The sequence below is a fragment of the Photobacterium sp. Ph5 genome, from assembly GCF_022129445.1.
Classification (GTDB): domain Bacteria; phylum Pseudomonadota; class Gammaproteobacteria; order Enterobacterales; family Vibrionaceae; genus Photobacterium.
The window spans coordinates 65750-85260 of record NZ_JADQAQ010000013.1 but is presented as its reverse complement, the minus strand read 5'-3'; the positions used below and the strand labels follow the sequence as shown (position 1 = coordinate 85260).

The window sequence follows — 19511 nt, the reverse complement described above, 5'->3', positions numbered from 1 at the left end:
TACACATCTATAGGATCGTTCAACTGATCATTTTTGTCTTAACTGATCGGCATTACAGCTTATGCTGGGCTTTTTTATTTTTCACTTATCACTCTGATTAAATTTGTTTTTTAGTAAACTTTCGTGAAAAATCAAACAGAAAATGGATATTGAATTGCATCATGATGCTCGTAACCCACCACTTCAAAATCATCTAGCGTTACCCATGTCTCTAAATCTTCTAATGATTTGATCATTGGGTTAATTTTAAGTTGTGGTGAGGCGAATGGAGCACGCTTTAATTGTACATCACGCATTAACTCTAACTGATCTTCATAGATATGTGCGTTTATAATTTTGTGGTATGCCTGACCCGCTTTATTACCTGTAATTTGTGCCATTAACGCCAGCAAGGTAAATACCTGTACTTGATTGAAGTTTAATCCTAGTGGCACATCGCATGAACGCTGGTAGCTCGTTAAATATAACGTATCACCCAGTAGTGAAAATGTGTGTGTATGCATGCAAGGACGCAGACACCCCATATCAAACTCACCAGGGTTATAAAACGTTAAGATCTCACCGCGATCATCAATACCTTTAGTTAAATCATCAACAATCTTCTTTAATTGATCAATTGGCGTACCGTCTGATTTTTGCCAACGACGACCTTGAACACCATAAACGCGCCCCATGTCATCTTCACCTTTACGATGAGGATTGTTCAGCCATGCTTGGTTATCATTGGCGTTAGCATTCCAAGTGTTACAGCCAATCGCACGAAATTGCGCTGCACTATCATAGCCACGTAAGTAACCGAGAAGCTCTGCGATTGCAGCTTTCCAGAAACTTTTACGAGTAGTGATCAACGGAAACTGATTATTAGCAACATCATAAGTCAGATCAGCATTGATAACCGTTAAACAACGCTTACCTGTACGTTCATTTTCAATCCATACACCGTCGTCAACGATGCGTTGGCATAAGGCTAAATATTGTTTCATAGTCCTACTCGTAAATTGAATACGCCCAGCAAAAGCTAGGCGCGAAAATTAGTAATTGTTATTCTATCAGAAGCCTGTTGGCCCTGCTGTTAACTTAAAAACATTTTTATACTGATCACTAACAATAACACCGCAAATAGCTTTTTCAGTGTCGGGGTCGGTAGTCGACTCACTAACGCCGCACCGTAACGAGTTGCGATCATTGATGTTGCAGCAATACCAAATAAAGCCGGTAAATATACATAACCCGCACTAAACGCAGGTAACGCTTCACTGCCAACACCTGCGTAAATAAAGCCAATCATTCCAGAAACAGCAATTAAGAAACCAACGAGCGAAGAGGTACCGATAGCACGTCGCATCTCAATACCATAATAACTTAAAAACGGCACCGTTAATGATCCTCCACCAATGCCAGCGAGACTTGAGATCAAACCAATGATGCCGCCACTTGATACACATGCTAGTGGGTTTGGCAGAGGCTTATTGTTTATCACTTTCATTGATAGCAACATCTGAATTGCTAGGCACAATACGATGACAGCAAAAATTTTAGGTAAATAATGTGACGGGATGATCTCAGCAACAACACTCCCCCCTAATCCACCAACAATGATCCCTGGCGCTAATATTTTAACCACTGAAAAATCAATATTTCCAAGCTTAAAGTGATTACGGGCAGAGGCCATTGAAGTCATAACAATACTGGCAAGTGATGTCGCTAAGGCAATATGCATCACAAGATGCGATGCAATTCCAGCTTTCGGTAATAACCAAACTAGAGCTGGCACAACCAATAAACCACCGCCAATGCCTAATAAACCAGCCAACAGCCCAACGACAGATCCCAATAGCAAACACATGCTAAATAGCCAAAGTGTTGTTTCATACATAATACGTAACCAATATCAAAAAGTGTTCTATTTACCTGCGCGGATGAAACCACCTAAACCATGCTGCTCAACAAATAACGTTGTTCTATCTCTTACTTCACAAGATAAATGTACCGCGAGAACATCATCCGCCAGTTGCTCCATATCAAGTGCTGACACATGACGTAATATATATTTTATTTTGGCTACATTGCGGGTATTCATACTCAATGATCGATACCCCATTCCGACTAATAAAATTGCACCAATCGGATCGCCAGCTAATTCACCACAAACGCAAACTGGAATTTGGTAACGTTCAGCACTTTCGATAATATGCTTTAACGCATTTAAAACAGCGGGGTGAAACGCATCATAAACACTGGCGACCCGAGAGTTATTTCGATCAACGGCAAGCAAATATTGAGTTAAATCATTACTACCGACTGAAATAAAATCGACTTTATCGGCTAGCGCGTGTAGTTGGTAAAGCATTGACGGTACTTCAATCATAATCCCTAAACGGGGTTTTCTTAACTCACCATCATATTGTGCTGCTACTTCTTGGTAAGCCCGCTCAATAAGTATTTTTGCCTCATCAAGTTCTGCTATCCCTGAGATCATTGGCAGTAAAATATCCATATTATTTAGGCCAATACTGGCGCGTAACATTGCTCTAACTTGAATTAAAAAAATCTCGGGGTGATCTAACGTAAAACGGATCCCTCGCCAACCTAAAAAAGGGTTATCTTCTTCAATAGTTAAATACGGTAACGGTTTATCGCCACCAATATCGAGCGTTCGCATCACAACGGTTTGATCAGGGTAGGTCTGTAAAATAGAACGATATTGATTAATTTGTTCTTCTTCTGAAGGAAAACTACGCTGTAATAAAAAAGGGACTTCGGTGCGATATAAGCCAACCCCATCGACCCCTTTATTAACTGCAATACTGGTATCTGCACTTAACCCCGCATTTAAGTGAACCATAATTCGTTGATTATCTTTGGTGTAGGCTTCTTTATCCAGATCGCCTTCAACCGTTTTGGCTAACTCATGTTCTTCACGTAACAAACGACGATATTCAACTAATACATGGCGATTAGGGTTAACAAGAAAATCACCACGATAACCATCAACAATAACTAAATTGTTATGTACTGTATGAGGAACAAAATCGACCCCCATAATCGCAGGGATACCTAGCGCTCGAGACAAAATAGCGGCATGTGAATTGGCCGCACCTTCTTGAGCAACAACTGCAGCAAGCTTTCCTAAAGGTACAGTCGCTAACATAGCTGCCGTTAATTCACGGGTTAATAAAACGACAGGCTCATCCCACTGTAACTCATCGACATCTTCATCGCGTAAGAAGAATAATAATCGCTGGCCTAGTTCACGAATATCTTGTGCGCGTTCTTTGAGATATTGATCTTTCATATTCGCAAAACGTGCAGAATAAGATTCAACCACTTGACGAACAGCCCACTCAGCCTGATCACCACAAGCAATGCGAGCTTTCAGATCTTTGCGGAGCATAGGATCATTGAGTAAATGGCTAAATAAATCAAAAATAGCGAGGGTTTCTTTTTGCAGTTCACTATCAAAGCGTTTACGTAAACGACGAAACTCAGTACTGGCCGCTTCTATTGCGATAGTTAAACGTTCTTGCTCAAAATTCACATCGAGGCAAGATGTAGGAGCAACATGTTCTAATAGTGGTTGGGTATCGTCCCACCATGCTTTTGCAACAGCAACACCAGCAGAAGCAGCCGATCCAGTAAGATGTAATTTATTACCTTGCTCAAACCACATTCCTTGCGCTTTAGCATGAGCTAAAATACCCGATAGTTGAGCGGCAAGGGTAACTAAGAAAGATTCTTCACTTTCATTAAATTCACGTTTCTCTCGTTGCTGTACAACGAGTACACCCAGCACTTGGCGCTGATGAATAATAGGAGTACCAAAAAACGATCGAAAGGATTCCTCGCCGATCCCTGGAAGATGTTTGAAGTGAGGGTGAACACGAGCATCAGCAACATTAACGAGCTCCGCACTACGACCAACAAGGCCAACTAAGCCTTGGTTAAAGCGTAAACTTACACGCCGCTGCGACTTATGCAGCCCTTGCGTTGCCATCAATGTATAAAGCTGACGCTCATGATTAGCAATATAGACCGAACAACAATCTGTTTTCATCGCCTGACAAGTGCTCATCACTAATTGATCTAGCGCTTCTATCAAGGTCTGAGCGCTGACAACCTTGTCAACTATCTCTCTAAGCTGTGTCAGCATAACAAGCCTTATTATCCTTCTATATTGCCAATAACCTCTATACTACCTTGTTTACTTTTTATTATTACGCTTGAATTTTCGCTCTTTCCATTCTTTAAAAGGCATGGCTACAGGCGCAAACTCTTTAAGCGCACGACGGTAAACATCACGCTTAAACGAAACGACCTGTCGAACTGGATACCAATAACTTACCCATCGCCACCCATCAAATTCAGGTGTAGCACCTCGCTGCATATTGACCTTGGACTCATCGCATTCCAAGCTCAACAAAAACCATTTCTGTTTCTGCCCGATACAAACAGGTTTCGAATCCCACCGCACTAAACGTTTCGGTAATTTATAGCGTAGCCAATGACGGCTTGACGCAATTATCCTGACATCTTTTTTGGTTAATCCTACTTCTTCGTACAATTCACGGAACATGGCTTGTTCTGGTGTTTCACCATCATCAATACCACCTTGCGGAAACTGCCAAGAATGTTGTCCATATCGTCGAGCCCAAAATACCTGGCCATGGCTATTGCAGATAACGATCCCTACATTAGGGCGGTATCCATCGCCATCAATCACTGGACGACCTCAAGTATAAATATCTATTAATAGTGATTTTTTCATAGTAGAAGAGATCGGTAAACAAAGATTCGATCAGATCGTGATATTTTCCTATCGAAACCTCAAATTTGGGATAACTCGTCCTTCAACAAGAGGTTATAAACATTCAAATGAGACATACCCCACATTTATTCACTCTTTCTGTGGATAGATTTGTGTAGAAAATAAAAAAAGCATGAATTTATGTACACCCACCACTTAATTAGCCTTGGTTTTAAAACACAAAAAAATAAATATAACCATTAAAAATCAATATTATACAAATATAAAAAACACATAATAAATTTAAATAAATCGAATATTCACATCTCAAAAAAACGATCGGTCAAAGATCGACCAATTAGGCTTTTATCCACATTAGACAAAAAATAAGATTGCATAGAAGCCAATCAAGACGCACAAAATATCAACTTATACCTGTCTATTTAAACAGTTCATTACAAAAAAAATATTTCATAAAAATATTCTGTGGATATCTTTTAATACGATCCTTTTGTTGCTCTTTAGCGACTCAAAGTTGAAAAAGCTATGTTATGATCTTTAATTGTCCTCTTTAGATCATGATCATCACACAGCACTATGTCAAAATCTGAGCAACCATCAGCACCTCTCACTGAACAAGAACTACTCAATCGCGCCCAACAATTGGCAGGATTAACACTTGGAGAATTGGCTGATCTTGCAGGCATTATTCCCCCACCAGATTTAAAAAGAGATAAAGGGTGGGTTGGACAACTGTTGGAATGGCACTTAGGAGCAACAGCTGGAAGCAAGCCCGTTCCTGACTTTATTGAGCTTGGTATTGAGCTTAAAACGATCCCTATTGGTTATAATGGGAAACCATTAGAAACCACATTTGTCTGTGTAGCCCCTTTGATTGGGGTGCAAGGCTTACGCTGGGAAACCAGCCATATTCGTCATAAACTATCACGAGTATTATGGATCCCCGTTGAAGGTGAACGTGATATCCCCCTAGCTGATCGTCACGTTGGATCACCGTTGATTTGGAGCCCATCAATCACTGAAGAAGCGCAGTTACAACAAGACTGGGAAGAGTTAATGGATATGATTGTACTCGGCCAAGTCGAGCACATTACGGCACGCCATGGCGACGTACTTCAACTACGACCAAAAGCTGCTAATAGTAAAGTACTAACAGAAGCCTATGGTGCAAATGGGCAACCAATTAAAACTTTACCGCGTGGTTTTTATTTAAAAACGCACTTTACCGCTGAAATTTTAGCTCAATATTTTATTTAGCCTGTATTCCAGGACTAAAAATACAGCACCATATCTTCTTCACAACCAGAAGTGATCCCTTCCGGTAAGAATTCATCATAAGGATCGGTTAAACGTAATGTCATATTACTGATCCCAACTGACTTCAACAGTGCCTGTGCCTGCTCAATTGTCTTAAAATGCAGTAAATTATCTTGATCATCTTTAAGCGGCTGTAATTTATTCTTATACTCGACTTCCATTAGATAATCGGAATAGCCCGCATAACATGTTAATACACAAAGGGGGATCTTATTCGGTGATGCTTTCAACCAAGGCTTTAATTGAGATTGCTTCATTGTTTATCCACACTAAAAAATAAAGACTCTACTATTAACTATGTGTCAGTTTTCTCCCCCTATCAAGTTCGTAATATAAAATTAATCTCATATTTAATTAAACTTCTCAGTCCAAATGCTTCAAGCTATAGTCAAATAAAAGACAGTAATGGCAAGGACAGCAAATGAAATATCACACGATCCCGCATTCAAATTTAGACGTCAGTAAAATATGTTTAGGTACCATGACCTTCGGGGCACAAAACAATGAAGCCGAAGCACATAGCCAGCTGGATTTAGCCATCGAACGCGGCGTAAATTTTATTGATACCGCAGAAATGTATCCGGTCCCTCCTAACAAAGAGACTCAGGGACTGACTGAAAGCTATATTGGTAATTGGTTAGAGAAATCAGGATCACGCGACAAGCTAATCATCGCAACCAAGGTAGCAGGTCCACATAATGTGCCATATATCCGCGATAATATGTCACTCAACCGTCGTCATATTCATGATGCGGTGAATGATAGTCTTGAGCGTCTAAAAACCGATTATATCGACCTTTATCAAGTGCATTGGCCCCAACGACAAACTAATTGCTTTGGTAAGTTAAACTATCATTATGAAGAAGATCATTCTGGCGTTACATTAATTGAAACACTTGAGGCGTTAAGTGAATTAGTCATCGCTGGAAAAGTCAGAAATATCGGTGTCTCTAATGAAACCCCTTGGGGAGTGATGTCTTATCTTAAATTAGCTGATAAGCATAATTTACCTCGTATTGTCTCTATTCAAAATCCCTACAATTTACTTAACCGTAGCTTTGAAGTCGGACTTTCTGAAATTAGCCATCATGAAGGTGTAGAGCTACTCGCCTATTCCCCGTTAGCTTTTGGCGCATTAAGCGGTAAATACTTAAATAATGCCAAGCCTAAAGGGGCGCGATGCACTGAGTTTCCTCGTTTTTCACGTTATTTTAATCAGCAAGGTATTCAAGCCACACAAGCTTATATCGATGTCGCTAATAATCACGGACTCGATCCTGCCAAAATGGCCCTCGCTTTTGTTAACCAACGTCCTTTTGTTGCTGCAAATATCATTGGCGCAACCACACTGGAGCAGTTAGAGAACAATATAAATAGTATTGATCTAATACTGTCTGAAGAAATCATGAAAGATTTAGAGCAAGTTGGTATTCAATATTCAAACCCTTGCCCTTAGCGTTTAAATATCACATAAACGTTGGCCAGTAAGTTGAAATACTTACTGGCCTTTCTATTTACGTGTTGTGTCTAAACCGCAGCGTTTGCCTTAAATGACGTACTTTACGTTCAGCATGAACAAGATGGCTTACAGCAATACGCCCATCACTTTCCACTCCCACATCTCGTAGTAAATGTGCTGAATGATAAGGCAGGTAAACACGAACTCGTCGCTGTTGATGCCGCCACAAGGTATCTCTACGTTTAACATCTTGTTGGATCAGAAAAATAGCAAATCGGATATAGATAGACTGGCGCATAATATTCTTCTTGGTTTTCAGTTGAGTTAGATATACCCAAAGCAAATATTAACCAATCATTAACACTTAACAAGACTATTTATACCACCCGCTTAAATACATCCTTTATGCTACAAGATCTTGTTTTGTTATATATTAACCAATCTTAAACCAATAGCTATATTTCATATCAGCATAAAAAATTGATGACTATTAATAGGGTTAATTCTATTGAGATCTAAAACAAAAACAGCCACCTTTCGGTAGCTGTTAAGTAAGAATATCCAATTGTATTAGCCTTGTCGGAAACAACGTGGCGGTGGGATCAAGTCATGTTTGTTCAAGAGTCGATACATGGTTGCCCTTGATACACCCAACTCTCTAGCAGCTGCTGAGATCTGTCCTTTATTGTTTTCTAACACTGTCAGTAGTGCCGTACGCTCTGACTCTTCACGAATTTTCTTTAAACTTTGCTTATCTTCAGTAATACGAGGAATATCTAGATGCTCTGCTTCTATACACTTGGTTTCAGCCAATAATACCGAACGTTTAATCTGACTAATTAACTCACGAACATTGCCAGGCCATTGATACTGTAGCAACATAGCTTGCGCTTGTTCTGAAAACGTTTTAGCGACGCTATTATATTGTCTTGCATATTTTAGTAATAGAAACTCTGCCAATAGCACAATATCACTGCCCCTTTCACGCAAAGCAGGTACCGAGAGTGAAATCACATTTAATCTAAAATACAAATCACGGGTTAATGTATCTAACTCTGATAAATCTTCAAAATTGTGACTACTGGTTGCAATAAAACGGATATCTAACGTTAAAGTACTGCCATCAGGGCGATAATAAATACCATCACTGAGTATTTTCAATACTTCTTTTTTTCGTTCATCTGCAAGTAACGTGAATTCATCAAGCACTAACACGCCATTATCAGCATATTCAAGATAAGAATTTTTGCCAACCTCATTTATCCATCCAGCTTGCAAGTTTTCACAGTTAACACGCACTAACGGCTTTTTGGCTCGAATTGAAGCTTGATGTAATGCTTCTGCAACCACCAGTTTCCCTGTACCAATTTCACCATTAATCAAAACAGGTACATCACTTAATGCAACACGCTTAACTTGATCGCGAAGCTTCCTCATCACTGGTGTATTGCCTTGTAAGCCTTGCTGTCCAAATTGACCTAGTTGAGGCCAAACTTGACGCTCTAGCGCTAGCATACCACTTTGATGACCAATGGTTTGTTTTAATCGCTCGCAAGGAACTGGGGTAGAAAAATAATCTAAGCAAAAATTCACAATAAATTGGCTTATTGCTTCATTATTTAATTGTTCATCACGAACAATCGCTATCCAGCGTACTTGCTTATTACGATTCACAAGCGCAGCTAAGCTATGCAAACTAAAATCATCATTACTGAGATCAACAACGCCAATACAGGGACCCATTTCTAACAATAAAGACTCTGCCGCACGTAAATCATAACAACGGTGACATGACCATCCCGCCGCTTCCATTGATGGAAGCCACTTTTGGTTCACACCGCCAAAGACAACAATAGAATTGGCTGCCCCGATCTTATTTCGTTTATCCATCCCTAATCGCCCTTGATAACGTTATTACGTAGCACGACTGTTGTTGTAATCTGTCTTAATAATAACCGTACCAAATCCATAACAATACTATATGTACGCCATACTAGTGCGCAACATGTTTACTATTAAATTCAAACTACAGGCCTTATTTTTATCCTAAAAATTACATTTTATCGAAAGACGTCACAGTCTCAATGAATTTAGAAATAACATTCATTTTTAATACAACAAAATAAAAACCAAACAACTAAACGGCATCACTTAGATTGTATTACTTTATTTTGAGGAAAAAAAACCACCGATAAACGGTGGCTTTTTATATCAGCGCTTAAAGTTAGTTGCTTTGAGGTCGCATTGCAGGGAATAGGATCACGTCACGGATAGTGTGCGTATTCGTAAATAGCATCACTAGGCGATCGATACCAATACCCTGACCCGCTGTTGGTGGTAAGCCGTGCTCTAGTGCAGTAATGTAGTCTGCATCGTAGTACATTGCTTCATCATCACCCGCATCTTTAGCATCAACCTGCGCTTTAAAGCGTTGGTCTTGATCTTGTGCATCGTTAAGCTCAGAGAAACCATTTGCTACTTCACGACCACCAATGAAGAATTCAAAACGATCTGTAATGAATGGGTTTTCATCGTTACGACGAGCTAGTGGAGAAATATCTGCTGGGTACTCAGTAATGAAGGTTGGTTGCATTAGTTGAGGTTCAGCGGTTTCACCGAAGATCTCTTCTAGCAGCTGACCACAAGTCCAGAAATCTTCCACATCAACGTGTACAGATTTAGCAATCTTCACCATTAGCTCACGATCAGCAACGCCTTCGTAAGTTAATGCTTGGATTTCAGCGTGCTCTGGGTTGTACTGCTTGATAGCATCTAACATGCTCATACGTGTGTATGGACCTGCAAATTCAACTTCAAACTCACCGTATGGCATTTTAGAAGAACCTAGAACATCAATTGCGATGCTGCTTAGCATTTCTTCTGTCAAATCCATCAGATCGTTATAATCTGCGTACGCCATGTAGAATTCCATCATAGTGAATTCAGGATTATGACGAGGAGATAGACCTTCGTTACGGAAGTTACGGTTGATTTCGAATACACGCTCAAAACCACCAACCACTAGACGCTTAAGGTAAAGCTCTGGGGCAACACGTAGGTACATGTCGATATCTAGTGCGTTATGGTGTGTGATAAATGGACGAGCTGTTGCACCACCAGGGATCACATGCATCATTGGTGTTTCAACTTCCATGAAACCTTTCGTTACCATGAAGCTACGGATCGCAGATACCACTTTTGAACGAACCACAAATGCATGACGTGAATCTTCGTTCACGATAAGGTCAACATAACGCTGACGGTAACGCATTTCTTGGTCAGTTAAACCATGGAATTTTTCAGGTAAAGGACGTAGTGCTTTTGTTAGCAGCTCGTACTCATCCATATTCACGTAAAGATCACCTTTACCTGACTTATGAAGCGCACCTTTAATACCGATAATGTCACCGATATCTAAACCTGAATACTTCTCTTTTAGCTCTTTCTGCACATCTTTTGATGCGTAAGCTTGAATACGACCAGATACATCTTGAATAGCTAAGAAAGGACCACGCTTAGCCATAATACGACCCGCGATTGCAAATACATGACCTGCTTCTTCAAGCTCTTCTTTGGTCATTTCACCGTATTTTGCATTTAAATCTGCCGCTAAGCTATCGCGACGGAAATCATTGGGGTGGCCATTTGCTTTGCAGTTTTCGCGGATCATATCTAATTTAGCGCGACGCTCAGCAATCAGCTTATTCTCATCTTGTAATTGATCAGTCATGGGGTAACCCTTAAATTTTTACCGAAATTCGGTTAAAGACCTGATTTCAGGCTTGCTTCTATAAAACGGTCTAAATCACCGTCCAGTACTGCTTGGGTGTTACGATTTTCCACCCCAGTACGTAAATCTTTAATGCGAGAGTCATCAAGTACGTATGAACGAATTTGACTACCCCAACCAATGTCGGATTTTGTATCTTCACTGGCTTGCTTTTCAGCATTTTGCTTCTGCATTTCATATTCAAACAATTTTGCTTTTAACTGCTTCATTGCCTGATCTTTGTTTTTATGCTGAGAGCGATCGTTCTGACATTGCACCACAATATTAGTTGGAAGGTGGGTAATACGTACCGCAGATTCCGTGGTGTTAACGTGCTGACCACCCGCGCCTGATGCACGGTATACGTCAATACGTAAATCTGATGGGTTAATATCAATCACGATATTGTCATCAATTTCAGGATAAACGAATGCTGAAGCAAAAGAAGTATGGCGACGACCACCTGAATCAAACGGTGACTTACGCACTAAACGGTGAACGCCTGTTTCAGTACGTAACCAGCCATAAGCATACTCTCCGCTGATTCGAACTGTAACTGATTTCAGACCAGCAACATCGCCATCAGAGATTTCAATGATTTCGGTTTTAAAACCTTTAGCATCAGCCCAACGCAAATACATGCGTAGCATCATTGAAGTCCAATCTTGTGCTTCTGTACCACCAGAGCCTGCTTGAAGGTCAAGGTAACAATCAGAGGCATCGTGATCGCCTGCAAACATACGACGAAACTCTAACTTAGCTAACTTAGCTTCAAGCTCAGCTAACTCAGGTTCAATCTCATCAAATGTTTCTTGATCATTTTCTTCCACCGCCAACTCTAATAAACCTTCAACGTCTTCAACGCCTTGATCTAGTAGGTCAATGGTTTCAACTACCGCTTCCAGTGATGCACGCTCTTTACCTAACGCTTGTGCGCGATCAGGTTCATTCCATACATCTGGTTGCTCTAATTCTGCGTTTACCTCTTCTAGACGCTCTTTCTTAGCATCGTAGTCAAAGGTACCCCCTAAGGGTATCAGTACGTGCTGACACATCCTCAAGTCGGTTTTTAATAGGATTAATCTCGAACATTGCCACTCTTCATTGTCGAAATGGACATAACCGAAAGATTCTATCGAATTGTAGATAGAATATACAGAGGGAGAGAAAGGTTATAAGAAAATTAATAATAAAATGGCGAGATTCTAGGCTTAATCAGTCTTGAAAACCTCGCCGCTAAGGTATTCATTGTCAAAAGTTGAAAATAATACTTATTTCGCGTTCAAATGCTCAACCATCAATTGCACACTGCGATTACCTCGATATTCATTAACATCTAAGCGGTAAACTAACTCAACTTGTTGAACTGATGCATCAGGCCAGCGTTTCAGATCCACGTTAAACGCAATCGCATCAATTACGCTACCGCCACTCAGAGGCTCTACCATCATCTTAAGATGTTTCCCCCCTACTAACTTTTGATGTAACAATCGAAAAGTGCCATCAAAAGTTGGCTCAGGGAATTGCTGCCCCCAAGGACCGCCAGCACGAAGAATTTCAGCCACATCTAGGTTTAATTCATGACAGCCTAACTCACCATCCGTCATCAATACTCCTTTCAATGCTTCCTCATCAAGTACATTGCGTACCACCGCATCAAACGCTTTGCTAAAAGCATCTAATTTATCTTCAGGGATAGTAAGTCCTGCCGCCATCGCGTGACCACCAAACTTTAAAATCATCCCTGGATTTTGGGTATCAACAAGATCTAACGCATCACGCATATGTAAACCCGCAATTGAACGACATGAGCCTTTAATTTCACCGTTACCCGCATCGGCAAAGGCGATCACTGGACGATGATATTTATCTTTAATACGTGAGGCTAAAATACCAATCACACCTTGGTGCCAATCGCGCTGGAATAGCACTAAACCATAAGGCATATCTTGCTGATTAAACTTCAAACGCTCACAAATCGCTAAGGCCTCATCTTTCATGCCCTGCTCTATTTCTTTTCGAGTCTGATTTAAGCCATCTAGCTCTGATGCCATACGACGCGCTGATTGAATGTTGTCACACAACAGGAGTTCAACCCCAAACGACATATCATCTAATCGTCCTGCGGCATTAATACGAGGCCCTAAGGCAAATCCTAAGTCACTGGTCACTAAACGCGCTGGATCTCGATTGGCAACCTCAATTAGCGCCTGAATACCAGGACGACACTTACCCGCACGAATACGTTGTAAGCCTTGATGTACTAAAATACGATTATTGCCATCCAGTGCAACGACATCAGCTACAGTTCCCAGTGCGACTAAATCGAGTAATTCAGCCAGATTAGGCATGGCGATACCTTGCTGTTCAAACCAGCCTCTCTGACGCAATTCAGCGCGCAGTGCCAGCATGAGGTAGAAAGCAACCCCGACACCACACAAGGCTTTAGACGGGAAACCACATTCATTCAAGTTTGGATTTACAATTGCATCGGCGATCGGTAAACAATCGCCTGGCAAGTGGTGATCGGTAACTAATACGGTAAGTCCCTTTTCTTTAGCTGCTGCAACACCAGCAATCGAAGAGACCCCGTTATCCACGGTCATAATCAGCTCTGCGCCACGTTCAATAGCTTGTTCTACTACTTCAGGGCTTAGACCATAACCATCGTCGAAACGGTTAGGAACGAGATAATCCACGTTTTGACAGCCGAGCATACGAAGCGCTAATACAGACAACGCTGAGCTTGTTGCGCCATCAGCATCAAAATCACCGACAATGATAATTCGTGTGTTTTGCGTAAGCGCATCCACTAACAACTGAACTGCTGTAGTCATACCATGAAGCTGATTATAATTAAGTAGCCCTTTGGCACTACGCTCTAACTCCGTATCATTTTTAATTCCGCGACTCGCATAAATACGTTGTAAGATCAGAGGAATTTGATCTGAGAATCCATCGGTATCAGCTAAAGGGCGACGTTTAATTTCAATCATAATCAGGCTTCTTATCAGTATTATTATCTTTTCATAGTAACGAAATAGCCTATAACAAAAAAGCCTGAACACAGTGCTCAGGCTTTCTATTCTTCAATTATCGACTACAATCAATTAGCTTTTTGGTTGGCTATCAAGTAGCTGACGTAATGCTGCCGGTGGTTGGTAACCAGGGATCATCGTACCATCAGCGAGAACAATAGCAGGCGTACCGTTAACACCCATTGCAACGCCAAGATCGTATTGTGCACGAACTAGATCTGGGCGTGGTGTGATCTTACTTGCATCAAAATTTCCACTCTTGGCATCATCCATCGCTTTAGCACGATCTTTAGCCCCCCAAATCGCACTCATTTGGTTAAAGTTGCTAGAACGCTCACCACCACGAGGGAAAGCTAGATAACGAACTGTGATGCCTTCATCATTATAGCCTTTGATCTCATTGTGTAATTTACGACAGTAGCCACAGCTTGTATCAGTGAACACGGTAACGACATATTTTTCGTTCTTTGCAGGATAGACAATCATGTCTTTTTCCATCGCTGCAATTTTGTCCTTGTTCATTTTTGCCATTTTTTGCTCTGTTAAGTTAACAGGCTGTACACCATTATTTTCGTATAAGTGACCAACGACAAAATACTTACCATCATCAGAAGCATAGACAATACCACGTTCTGTCATGATTTCATTTAATCCTGAAATCGGAGACGCTTCAATCGATGAAGGTGTTAAACCTATTTTAGCTAGCTGCTGACTAATCGCCGCTTCATCTGGCTTTGCTGCCGCTGAAAAAGCCGTTAAAGCAACCGCAGTTGCCACAATTGTTCGGCTGATAAAGTGCATTTAATTTATCCTTAATTAAAGATGAGATTCTCAATCTCTATGAGACCTAATTCATCGTAAAATAGTTTCAAGCTTTCTACTTTTATTTGTTAGGCAAGCATAAGTTAACTCTAACAGAACGCCAATAGTATTCGCTAATTTACCTAATACTCTCTCATAATTATGCGCGAGGATGGTGAGTTTGGTGTAATTGTTTTAGCCTTTCAGTTGCAACATGAGTATAAATTTGTGTCGTTGATAGGTCACTATGTCCAAGCAACATTTGTACCACACGAAGATCCGCACCGTAATTTAATAAATGCGTTGCAAAAGCGTGACGCATTACGTGAGGTGATAATGTATCGGCATCAATTCCAGCTAAAACAGCATAATGTTTAATCCGGTGCCAAAACGTTTGACGGGTCATTTGTCTTGCTCGACGACTCGGAAATAACACGTCAGAGCTTTTCTCACCCAGTAATTGCGGACGCCCTGTTTCAATAAATTGTTCAATCCAATCGACGGCATTTTCTCCCATCGGGACTAATCGCTCTTTATCACCTTTACCTGTGATCCGCACTACACCTTGGCGCAAGCTAATATTTTCCATGGTTAATGTCACAAGTTCGGTCACACGCAAGCCTGTTGCATACAACAATTCAAGCATCGCTTTATCACGTAGCTCAATCGGATCATTAACATCGGGCGCTTCTAATAACGCATCCACTTGCGCTTCACTTAAATCTTTGGGTAAGCGTTTGGGTAATTTAGGTGTCACTAGCATCGCGCTCGGATCGTCGTCTCGCATCTTTTCACGATGTAAATATTGAAATAAACGACGAATCGCAGAAACCATACGCGCACGCGAGGTTTGCTTATAGTCTTTATCAAATAGCCATTGTTGATAACGCTGTAAATCATCAACTGAAACACTGATGACATTCCGCGATTCTTGTTTTAACCAGCGCAATAGCTTGGTTAAATCATTGCGGTAAGACGATAAGGTATTTTCAGATAATCCTCGCTCCATCCACATCGCATCCAGAAAACGTTCGATAATAACGTCATCGTTTTCCATTTATCACTCCAATACCTGTGTTAGCAAAGCTTTAACACATGGATAAAAACACAGTAGTTTCATTCATCATAGGGTATTTTAAGCCAAAAGTAACGAGGCTTATCACAACAGAAAATAAGCTGGGAAATGTCTAATGCTTTTATTCACTTTATTGAGCTTATAAGGGCATTACAGGTACACTCAAACAATAAATAAAAATACTAGGATACTCAGCATGAAAATCGGTTTGTTTTATGGCTCAACCACCTGCTATACCGAAATGGCAGCAGAAAAGATCCGTGATTGTATTGGCGCTGAACTGATTGAACTGCGTAATATTAAAGAAGCAGATATCAATGAGATGAACCAGTTTGATATGCTTATTTTAGGTATCTCAACCTGGGACTTTGGTGAACTGCAAGAAGATTGGGAAGCCGTGTGGCAGCAGCTTGATGGATTACGTTTAACCAATAAAACCATTGCATTATTTGGCTTAGGCGATCAAGAAGGTTACACCGAGTGGTTTCTTGATGCGATGGGAATGCTGCATGACAAACTATTGGAAGCTGGCGTTCAATTTATTGGCTACTGGCCTAATGATGATAGCTACCAATTTGAAGCATCAAAAGCCCTTACTGAAGATAAACAATTTTTTGTTGGTTTAGCGTTAGATGAAGATGGTCAATATGAACTCTCCGACCAGCGAATCACCCAATGGTGTGAGCAAATTATGCTTGAGTACGCCGAGACCTTGTGAGCAATCACAGATCGTATATATACAAAAAGGGATGCACATGGCATCCCTTTCAATATCGTTCTCACAACAAATTACGCTAACTTATCTTGATGCGAGCCTATCGATTTACCACCAATGAAGCGTGTAATCACTAACGCAATCAAAGTCGGTAATACCCACCCCATACCATAATTAAATAGTGGTAAATCACTGAACATTGATACATCAAACTTCAAGTACTTCGCCACATCAATCATGCTAAAGATAAAAGAAACCAACAGCACAACACGGTATGCTAAACGTGGATTCGGTAACCATTTACGGACTAAAGTTAGTGCAACCAGTGCAATAGCGACTGGATACAATGCAAATAACACAGGTACAGATAACGCAATCAGCTGGTTTAAACCCACATTGGCTACCACTGCACATATTACCGCTAAGATCACCGCCCACTTTTTGTAAGACAATGATGTTAAAGAGCTGAAGTAATCTGCACATGCACTGATCAAACCGATCGCTGTCGTTAAACAGGCAAGTAATACAATTGCAGATAGGATCACCTGACCCGGCGCACCAAATAACGCCATCACATAACCAGTTAAGATAACGCCACCATTACCCGCATTAGGTGCAATTGCTGTACTGGTCGCGCCTAAGTAAAATAATGAGATATATACAAAAGCTAAACCTGCAGCAGCAATGAGACCAGCGTAAATCAGATAGGTACAGGTTGTCTTTTCATCACTAACACCTTTACTGCGGATCACATCAACAATCAGCATACCAAACATCAAGGCAGCGAAAGTATCCATGGTGTTATAACCTTCAAGGAAACCTTTAGTGAAGGCCTGTGTTACATACTCACCTTGTGCTGCAACAACCGAACCTTGTGGGTTAACAAATACTGCAATGGCTAGTACAGCCAATACGATGAACAATGCAGGTGTTAAGAACTTACCAATCATGTCGATAAGCTTGCCACGAGACCAAGCAAAAAATAGGGCTACTGCAAAAAAGAGCACAGAAAAAGTCGTTAAGCTTGCTTGACCAGCATCTGCAGCCATAAATGGTTTTACTGCCATTTCATAAGCAACTAAACCTGTTCGCGGCGCAGCAAAAGCAGGACCAATAATAATAAAAATCAGCACCGCCATTAATGTTGCGATTTTTGAGGGTAAATCACGGGTTAACCCCTGCCAACCACCTCCAGCCATTGCTACAGCAATAATGCCAATTAAAGGTAGACCAACGGCAGTGACTAAAAAGCCAAACATTGCCGAAAGCATATTTTCACCGGCAAGTTGACCAGCTAATGGTGGAAAAATAATATTTCCAGCACCAAGAAAGAAAGCGAAAGTCATAAAACCTAACGCTATAATGTCTGTTACTTTGAGTGTCTTTTTCAAACTGCACCTTCCACTCTTCTATGGGTTATGTGTTGTGTTTTTATAATTATCTGCGTTGACTACAAAATTAAACATATATAACCAACGAAAACATAATGGATAAAAACAGCATTCTTGGCAATAGTGTAGAAATAAACACCACATAATCTATATGTAAAGGGTTAAAACCAAAATAAAGAACCACATATAGCCAATAAATAAGAATATAAGCCCAATCAAAAACAAAAGATTAATATATAAACAAAATTTAAACATAACAGTTAACCATATCGAAACAAAAACGTTCAATAACCAAGCAACTGTGATGGTTAGCGTTATAACCATTACGATTAATCGTTTATTCCATTATTTAGTTCAAAACACAGGAAGAAATAGCCATGTCACGCGGCTTTAGCTTTAAACAATTTCACATCAATGATTTAGGCTGCGGAATGCCAATCAGTACCGATGGTGTATTGCTAGGAGCATGGGCAGCCATGCCTCAACAAGGTAGAGTGGTTGATATTGGTACAGGCAGTGGTTTATTAGCACTTATGGCCGCACAGCGAACAAGCACGTTAGCTTTACCTATTACTATCGAAGCTATCGAAATAGATCCACAAGCTGCAGCGGCAGCACGCCAAAATTTCATAAATTCACCTTGGCATCAACGCTTACAGTGTATTGAACAAGATGTCACTGAATGGCGACATACACAGCCCCCTAACAGTGTTAATGCGATTGTTTGTAACCCCCCCTATTTCAATTTTGGTCAACAAGCTGAGCAATCACACCGTGCAACAGCCCGTCATACTGATACATTTAGCCACCAGCAGCTACTTAAAACGCTTCAATGGCTACTCACAGAAGAAGGGATCGCCAGTATTATCTTGCCAAGTTACGAAGGACAGCGCTTAATTGAAGCGGCAGCTGAATATCATTTATATTGTATAGAACGTTGCGATGTCCAAAGTACCGAGAAAAAAGCACCTATTCGATTACTTTTGCAATTAAGTAAAAAGAAACAAGCTTGTCATTCATCTCACCTTTGTATTCACAAAGATGGTAATTATTCAATTGAATTCAAAGCATTAACGAAAGAGTTTTATCTAAAAATGTAACCTAATACGACACTTATATACCCTGTAAACGTTGTAATAATCATCAATGATTGAAGTTTTTATGTTTTAATCGGTGTCACT

17 protein-coding genes are annotated in these 19511 nt (G+C 40.6%); 4 read left to right on the top strand and 13 right to left on the bottom strand.

Annotated elements, in window-relative coordinates; all coding sequences use genetic code 11:
- Positions 1-131 precede the first annotated feature (131 nt).
- The 4 genes from I3259_RS07435 to rppH all read right to left on the bottom strand — a co-directional run bounded on the left by I3259_RS07435 (position 132) and on the right by rppH (position 4720).
- Complete coding sequence (locus I3259_RS07435; RefSeq protein WP_238029043.1) at positions 132-983, bottom strand: thymidylate synthase; 852 nt, start codon at positions 981-983, stop codon at positions 132-134.
- 89 nt (positions 984-1072) lie between these two features.
- Complete coding sequence (locus I3259_RS07430) at positions 1073-1876, bottom strand: sulfite exporter TauE/SafE family protein (RefSeq protein ID WP_238029042.1); 804 nt, start codon at positions 1874-1876, stop codon at positions 1073-1075.
- A 27-nt stretch (positions 1877-1903) separates the two neighbouring features.
- Positions 1904-4150, bottom strand: a complete 2247-nt coding sequence (gene ptsP / locus I3259_RS07425; protein ID WP_238029041.1) for a phosphoenolpyruvate--protein phosphotransferase — start codon at positions 4148-4150, stop codon at positions 1904-1906.
- Positions 4151-4201: 51 nt separating this feature from the next.
- Positions 4202-4720, bottom strand: a complete 519-nt coding sequence (gene rppH / locus I3259_RS07420) for an RNA pyrophosphohydrolase (RefSeq protein ID WP_005369648.1) — start codon at positions 4718-4720, stop codon at positions 4202-4204.
- Positions 4721-5341: 621 nt separating this feature from the next.
- Between rppH and mutH the strand changes: the two genes are divergently transcribed.
- Positions 5342-6022 carry a DNA mismatch repair endonuclease MutH gene (gene mutH, locus I3259_RS07415; protein WP_238029040.1) on the top strand — a complete coding sequence of 227 codons (681 nt, stop codon included), beginning with the start codon at positions 5342-5344 and terminating at the stop codon, positions 6020-6022.
- 14 nt (positions 6023-6036) lie between these two features.
- Here the strand turns inward: mutH and I3259_RS07410 are convergent, their stop codons facing one another.
- Positions 6037-6339 (bottom strand): DUF6482 family protein, encoded by a 303-nt coding sequence (locus tag I3259_RS07410; RefSeq protein ID WP_238029039.1) that lies wholly within the window; start codon positions 6337-6339, stop codon positions 6037-6039.
- A gap of 164 nt (positions 6340-6503) precedes the next feature.
- Between I3259_RS07410 and I3259_RS07405 the strand changes: the two genes are divergently transcribed.
- Positions 6504-7538 (top strand): NADP(H)-dependent aldo-keto reductase, encoded by a 1035-nt coding sequence (locus I3259_RS07405; RefSeq protein ID WP_238029038.1) that lies wholly within the window; start codon positions 6504-6506, stop codon positions 7536-7538.
- Between the two features lie 58 nt (positions 7539-7596).
- Here the strand turns inward: I3259_RS07405 and I3259_RS07400 are convergent, their stop codons facing one another.
- From I3259_RS07400 to xerD, 7 genes are all read right to left on the bottom strand, one after another.
- Positions 7597-7839: a hypothetical protein gene (locus I3259_RS07400; RefSeq protein WP_238029037.1), complete on the bottom strand. Its 243-nt coding sequence runs from the start codon at positions 7837-7839 to the stop codon at positions 7597-7599.
- 272 nt (positions 7840-8111) lie between these two features.
- The gene (locus I3259_RS07395) at positions 8112-9431 is read right to left on the bottom strand and encodes a VpsR-related response regulator (RefSeq protein WP_238029036.1); all 1320 of its coding nucleotides are present in this window, start codon (positions 9429-9431) and stop codon (positions 8112-8114) included.
- 334 nt (positions 9432-9765) lie between these two features.
- Positions 9766-11271 (bottom strand): lysine--tRNA ligase, encoded by a 1506-nt coding sequence (lysS, locus tag I3259_RS07390; protein WP_238029035.1) that lies wholly within the window; start codon positions 11269-11271, stop codon positions 9766-9768.
- Between the two features lie 32 nt (positions 11272-11303).
- A protein-coding gene (gene prfB / locus I3259_RS07385; protein ID WP_105059510.1) for a peptide chain release factor 2 occupies positions 11304-12402 on the bottom strand; the annotation gives its coding sequence in 2 pieces (ribosomal slippage) (positions 11304-12326 and positions 12328-12402; 1098 coding nt in all).
- Positions 12403-12581: 179 nt separating this feature from the next.
- On the bottom strand, positions 12582-14306 hold the full coding sequence (gene recJ, locus I3259_RS07380; RefSeq protein WP_238029034.1) for a single-stranded-DNA-specific exonuclease RecJ: 1725 nt from the start codon (positions 14304-14306) through the stop codon (positions 12582-12584).
- A gap of 114 nt (positions 14307-14420) precedes the next feature.
- Positions 14421-15149: a bifunctional protein-disulfide isomerase/oxidoreductase DsbC gene (gene dsbC, locus I3259_RS07375; RefSeq protein ID WP_238029033.1), complete on the bottom strand. Its 729-nt coding sequence runs from the start codon at positions 15147-15149 to the stop codon at positions 14421-14423.
- Positions 15150-15309: 160 nt separating this feature from the next.
- Positions 15310-16206, bottom strand: a complete 897-nt coding sequence (gene xerD / locus I3259_RS07370) for a site-specific tyrosine recombinase XerD (protein ID WP_005369667.1) — start codon at positions 16204-16206, stop codon at positions 15310-15312.
- A gap of 214 nt (positions 16207-16420) precedes the next feature.
- On the opposite strand from xerD, the gene fldB reads away from it, so the two are divergent.
- A complete protein-coding gene (fldB, locus tag I3259_RS07365; protein ID WP_238029032.1) occupies positions 16421-16942 on the top strand; it encodes a flavodoxin FldB in 522 nt (173 codons plus the stop codon).
- Between the two features lie 71 nt (positions 16943-17013).
- Here the strand turns inward: fldB and brnQ are convergent, their stop codons facing one another.
- Positions 17014-18330: a branched-chain amino acid transport system II carrier protein gene (gene brnQ / locus I3259_RS07360; RefSeq protein WP_238029031.1), complete on the bottom strand. Its 1317-nt coding sequence runs from the start codon at positions 18328-18330 to the stop codon at positions 17014-17016.
- A gap of 377 nt (positions 18331-18707) precedes the next feature.
- Between brnQ and I3259_RS07355 the strand changes: the two genes are divergently transcribed.
- Positions 18708-19430 carry a methyltransferase gene (locus I3259_RS07355; protein ID WP_238029030.1) on the top strand — a complete coding sequence of 241 codons (723 nt, stop codon included), beginning with the start codon at positions 18708-18710 and terminating at the stop codon, positions 19428-19430.
- Positions 19431-19511 lie beyond the last annotated feature (81 nt).

What these genes read in the sequence shown, in the direction of transcription:
- I3259_RS07405 (WP_238029038.1), top strand. Translation starts at nt 6,504, where the DNA reads ATGAAATATCACACGATCCCGCATTCAAATTTAGACGTCAGTAAAATA.
- I3259_RS07410 (WP_238029039.1), bottom strand. Translation starts at nt 6,339, where the DNA reads ATGAAGCAATCTCAATTAAAGCCTTGGTTGAAAGCATCACCGAATAAG.
- recJ (WP_238029034.1), bottom strand. Translation starts at nt 14,306, where the DNA reads ATGATTGAAATTAAACGTCGCCCTTTAGCTGATACCGATGGATTCTCA.
- I3259_RS07395 (WP_238029036.1), bottom strand. Translation starts at nt 9,431, where the DNA reads ATGGATAAACGAAATAAGATCGGGGCAGCCAATTCTATTGTTGTCTTT.
- I3259_RS07435 (WP_238029043.1), bottom strand. Translation starts at nt 983, where the DNA reads ATGAAACAATATTTAGCCTTATGCCAACGCATCGTTGACGACGGTGTA.
- lysS (WP_238029035.1), bottom strand. Translation starts at nt 11,271, where the DNA reads ATGACTGATCAATTACAAGATGAGAATAAGCTGATTGCTGAGCGTCGC.
- dsbC (WP_238029033.1), bottom strand. Translation starts at nt 15,149, where the DNA reads ATGCACTTTATCAGCCGAACAATTGTGGCAACTGCGGTTGCTTTAACG.
- I3259_RS07430 (WP_238029042.1), bottom strand. Translation starts at nt 1,876, where the DNA reads ATGTATGAAACAACACTTTGGCTATTTAGCATGTGTTTGCTATTGGGA.
- xerD (WP_005369667.1), bottom strand. Translation starts at nt 16,206, where the DNA reads ATGGAAAACGATGACGTTATTATCGAACGTTTTCTGGATGCGATGTGG.
- mutH (WP_238029040.1), top strand. Translation starts at nt 5,342, where the DNA reads ATGTCAAAATCTGAGCAACCATCAGCACCTCTCACTGAACAAGAACTA.
- I3259_RS07400 (WP_238029037.1), bottom strand. Translation starts at nt 7,839, where the DNA reads ATGCGCCAGTCTATCTATATCCGATTTGCTATTTTTCTGATCCAACAA.
- fldB (WP_238029032.1), top strand. Translation starts at nt 16,421, where the DNA reads ATGAAAATCGGTTTGTTTTATGGCTCAACCACCTGCTATACCGAAATG.
- I3259_RS07355 (WP_238029030.1), top strand. Translation starts at nt 18,708, where the DNA reads ATGTCACGCGGCTTTAGCTTTAAACAATTTCACATCAATGATTTAGGC.
- ptsP (WP_238029041.1), bottom strand. Translation starts at nt 4,150, where the DNA reads ATGCTGACACAGCTTAGAGAGATAGTTGACAAGGTTGTCAGCGCTCAG.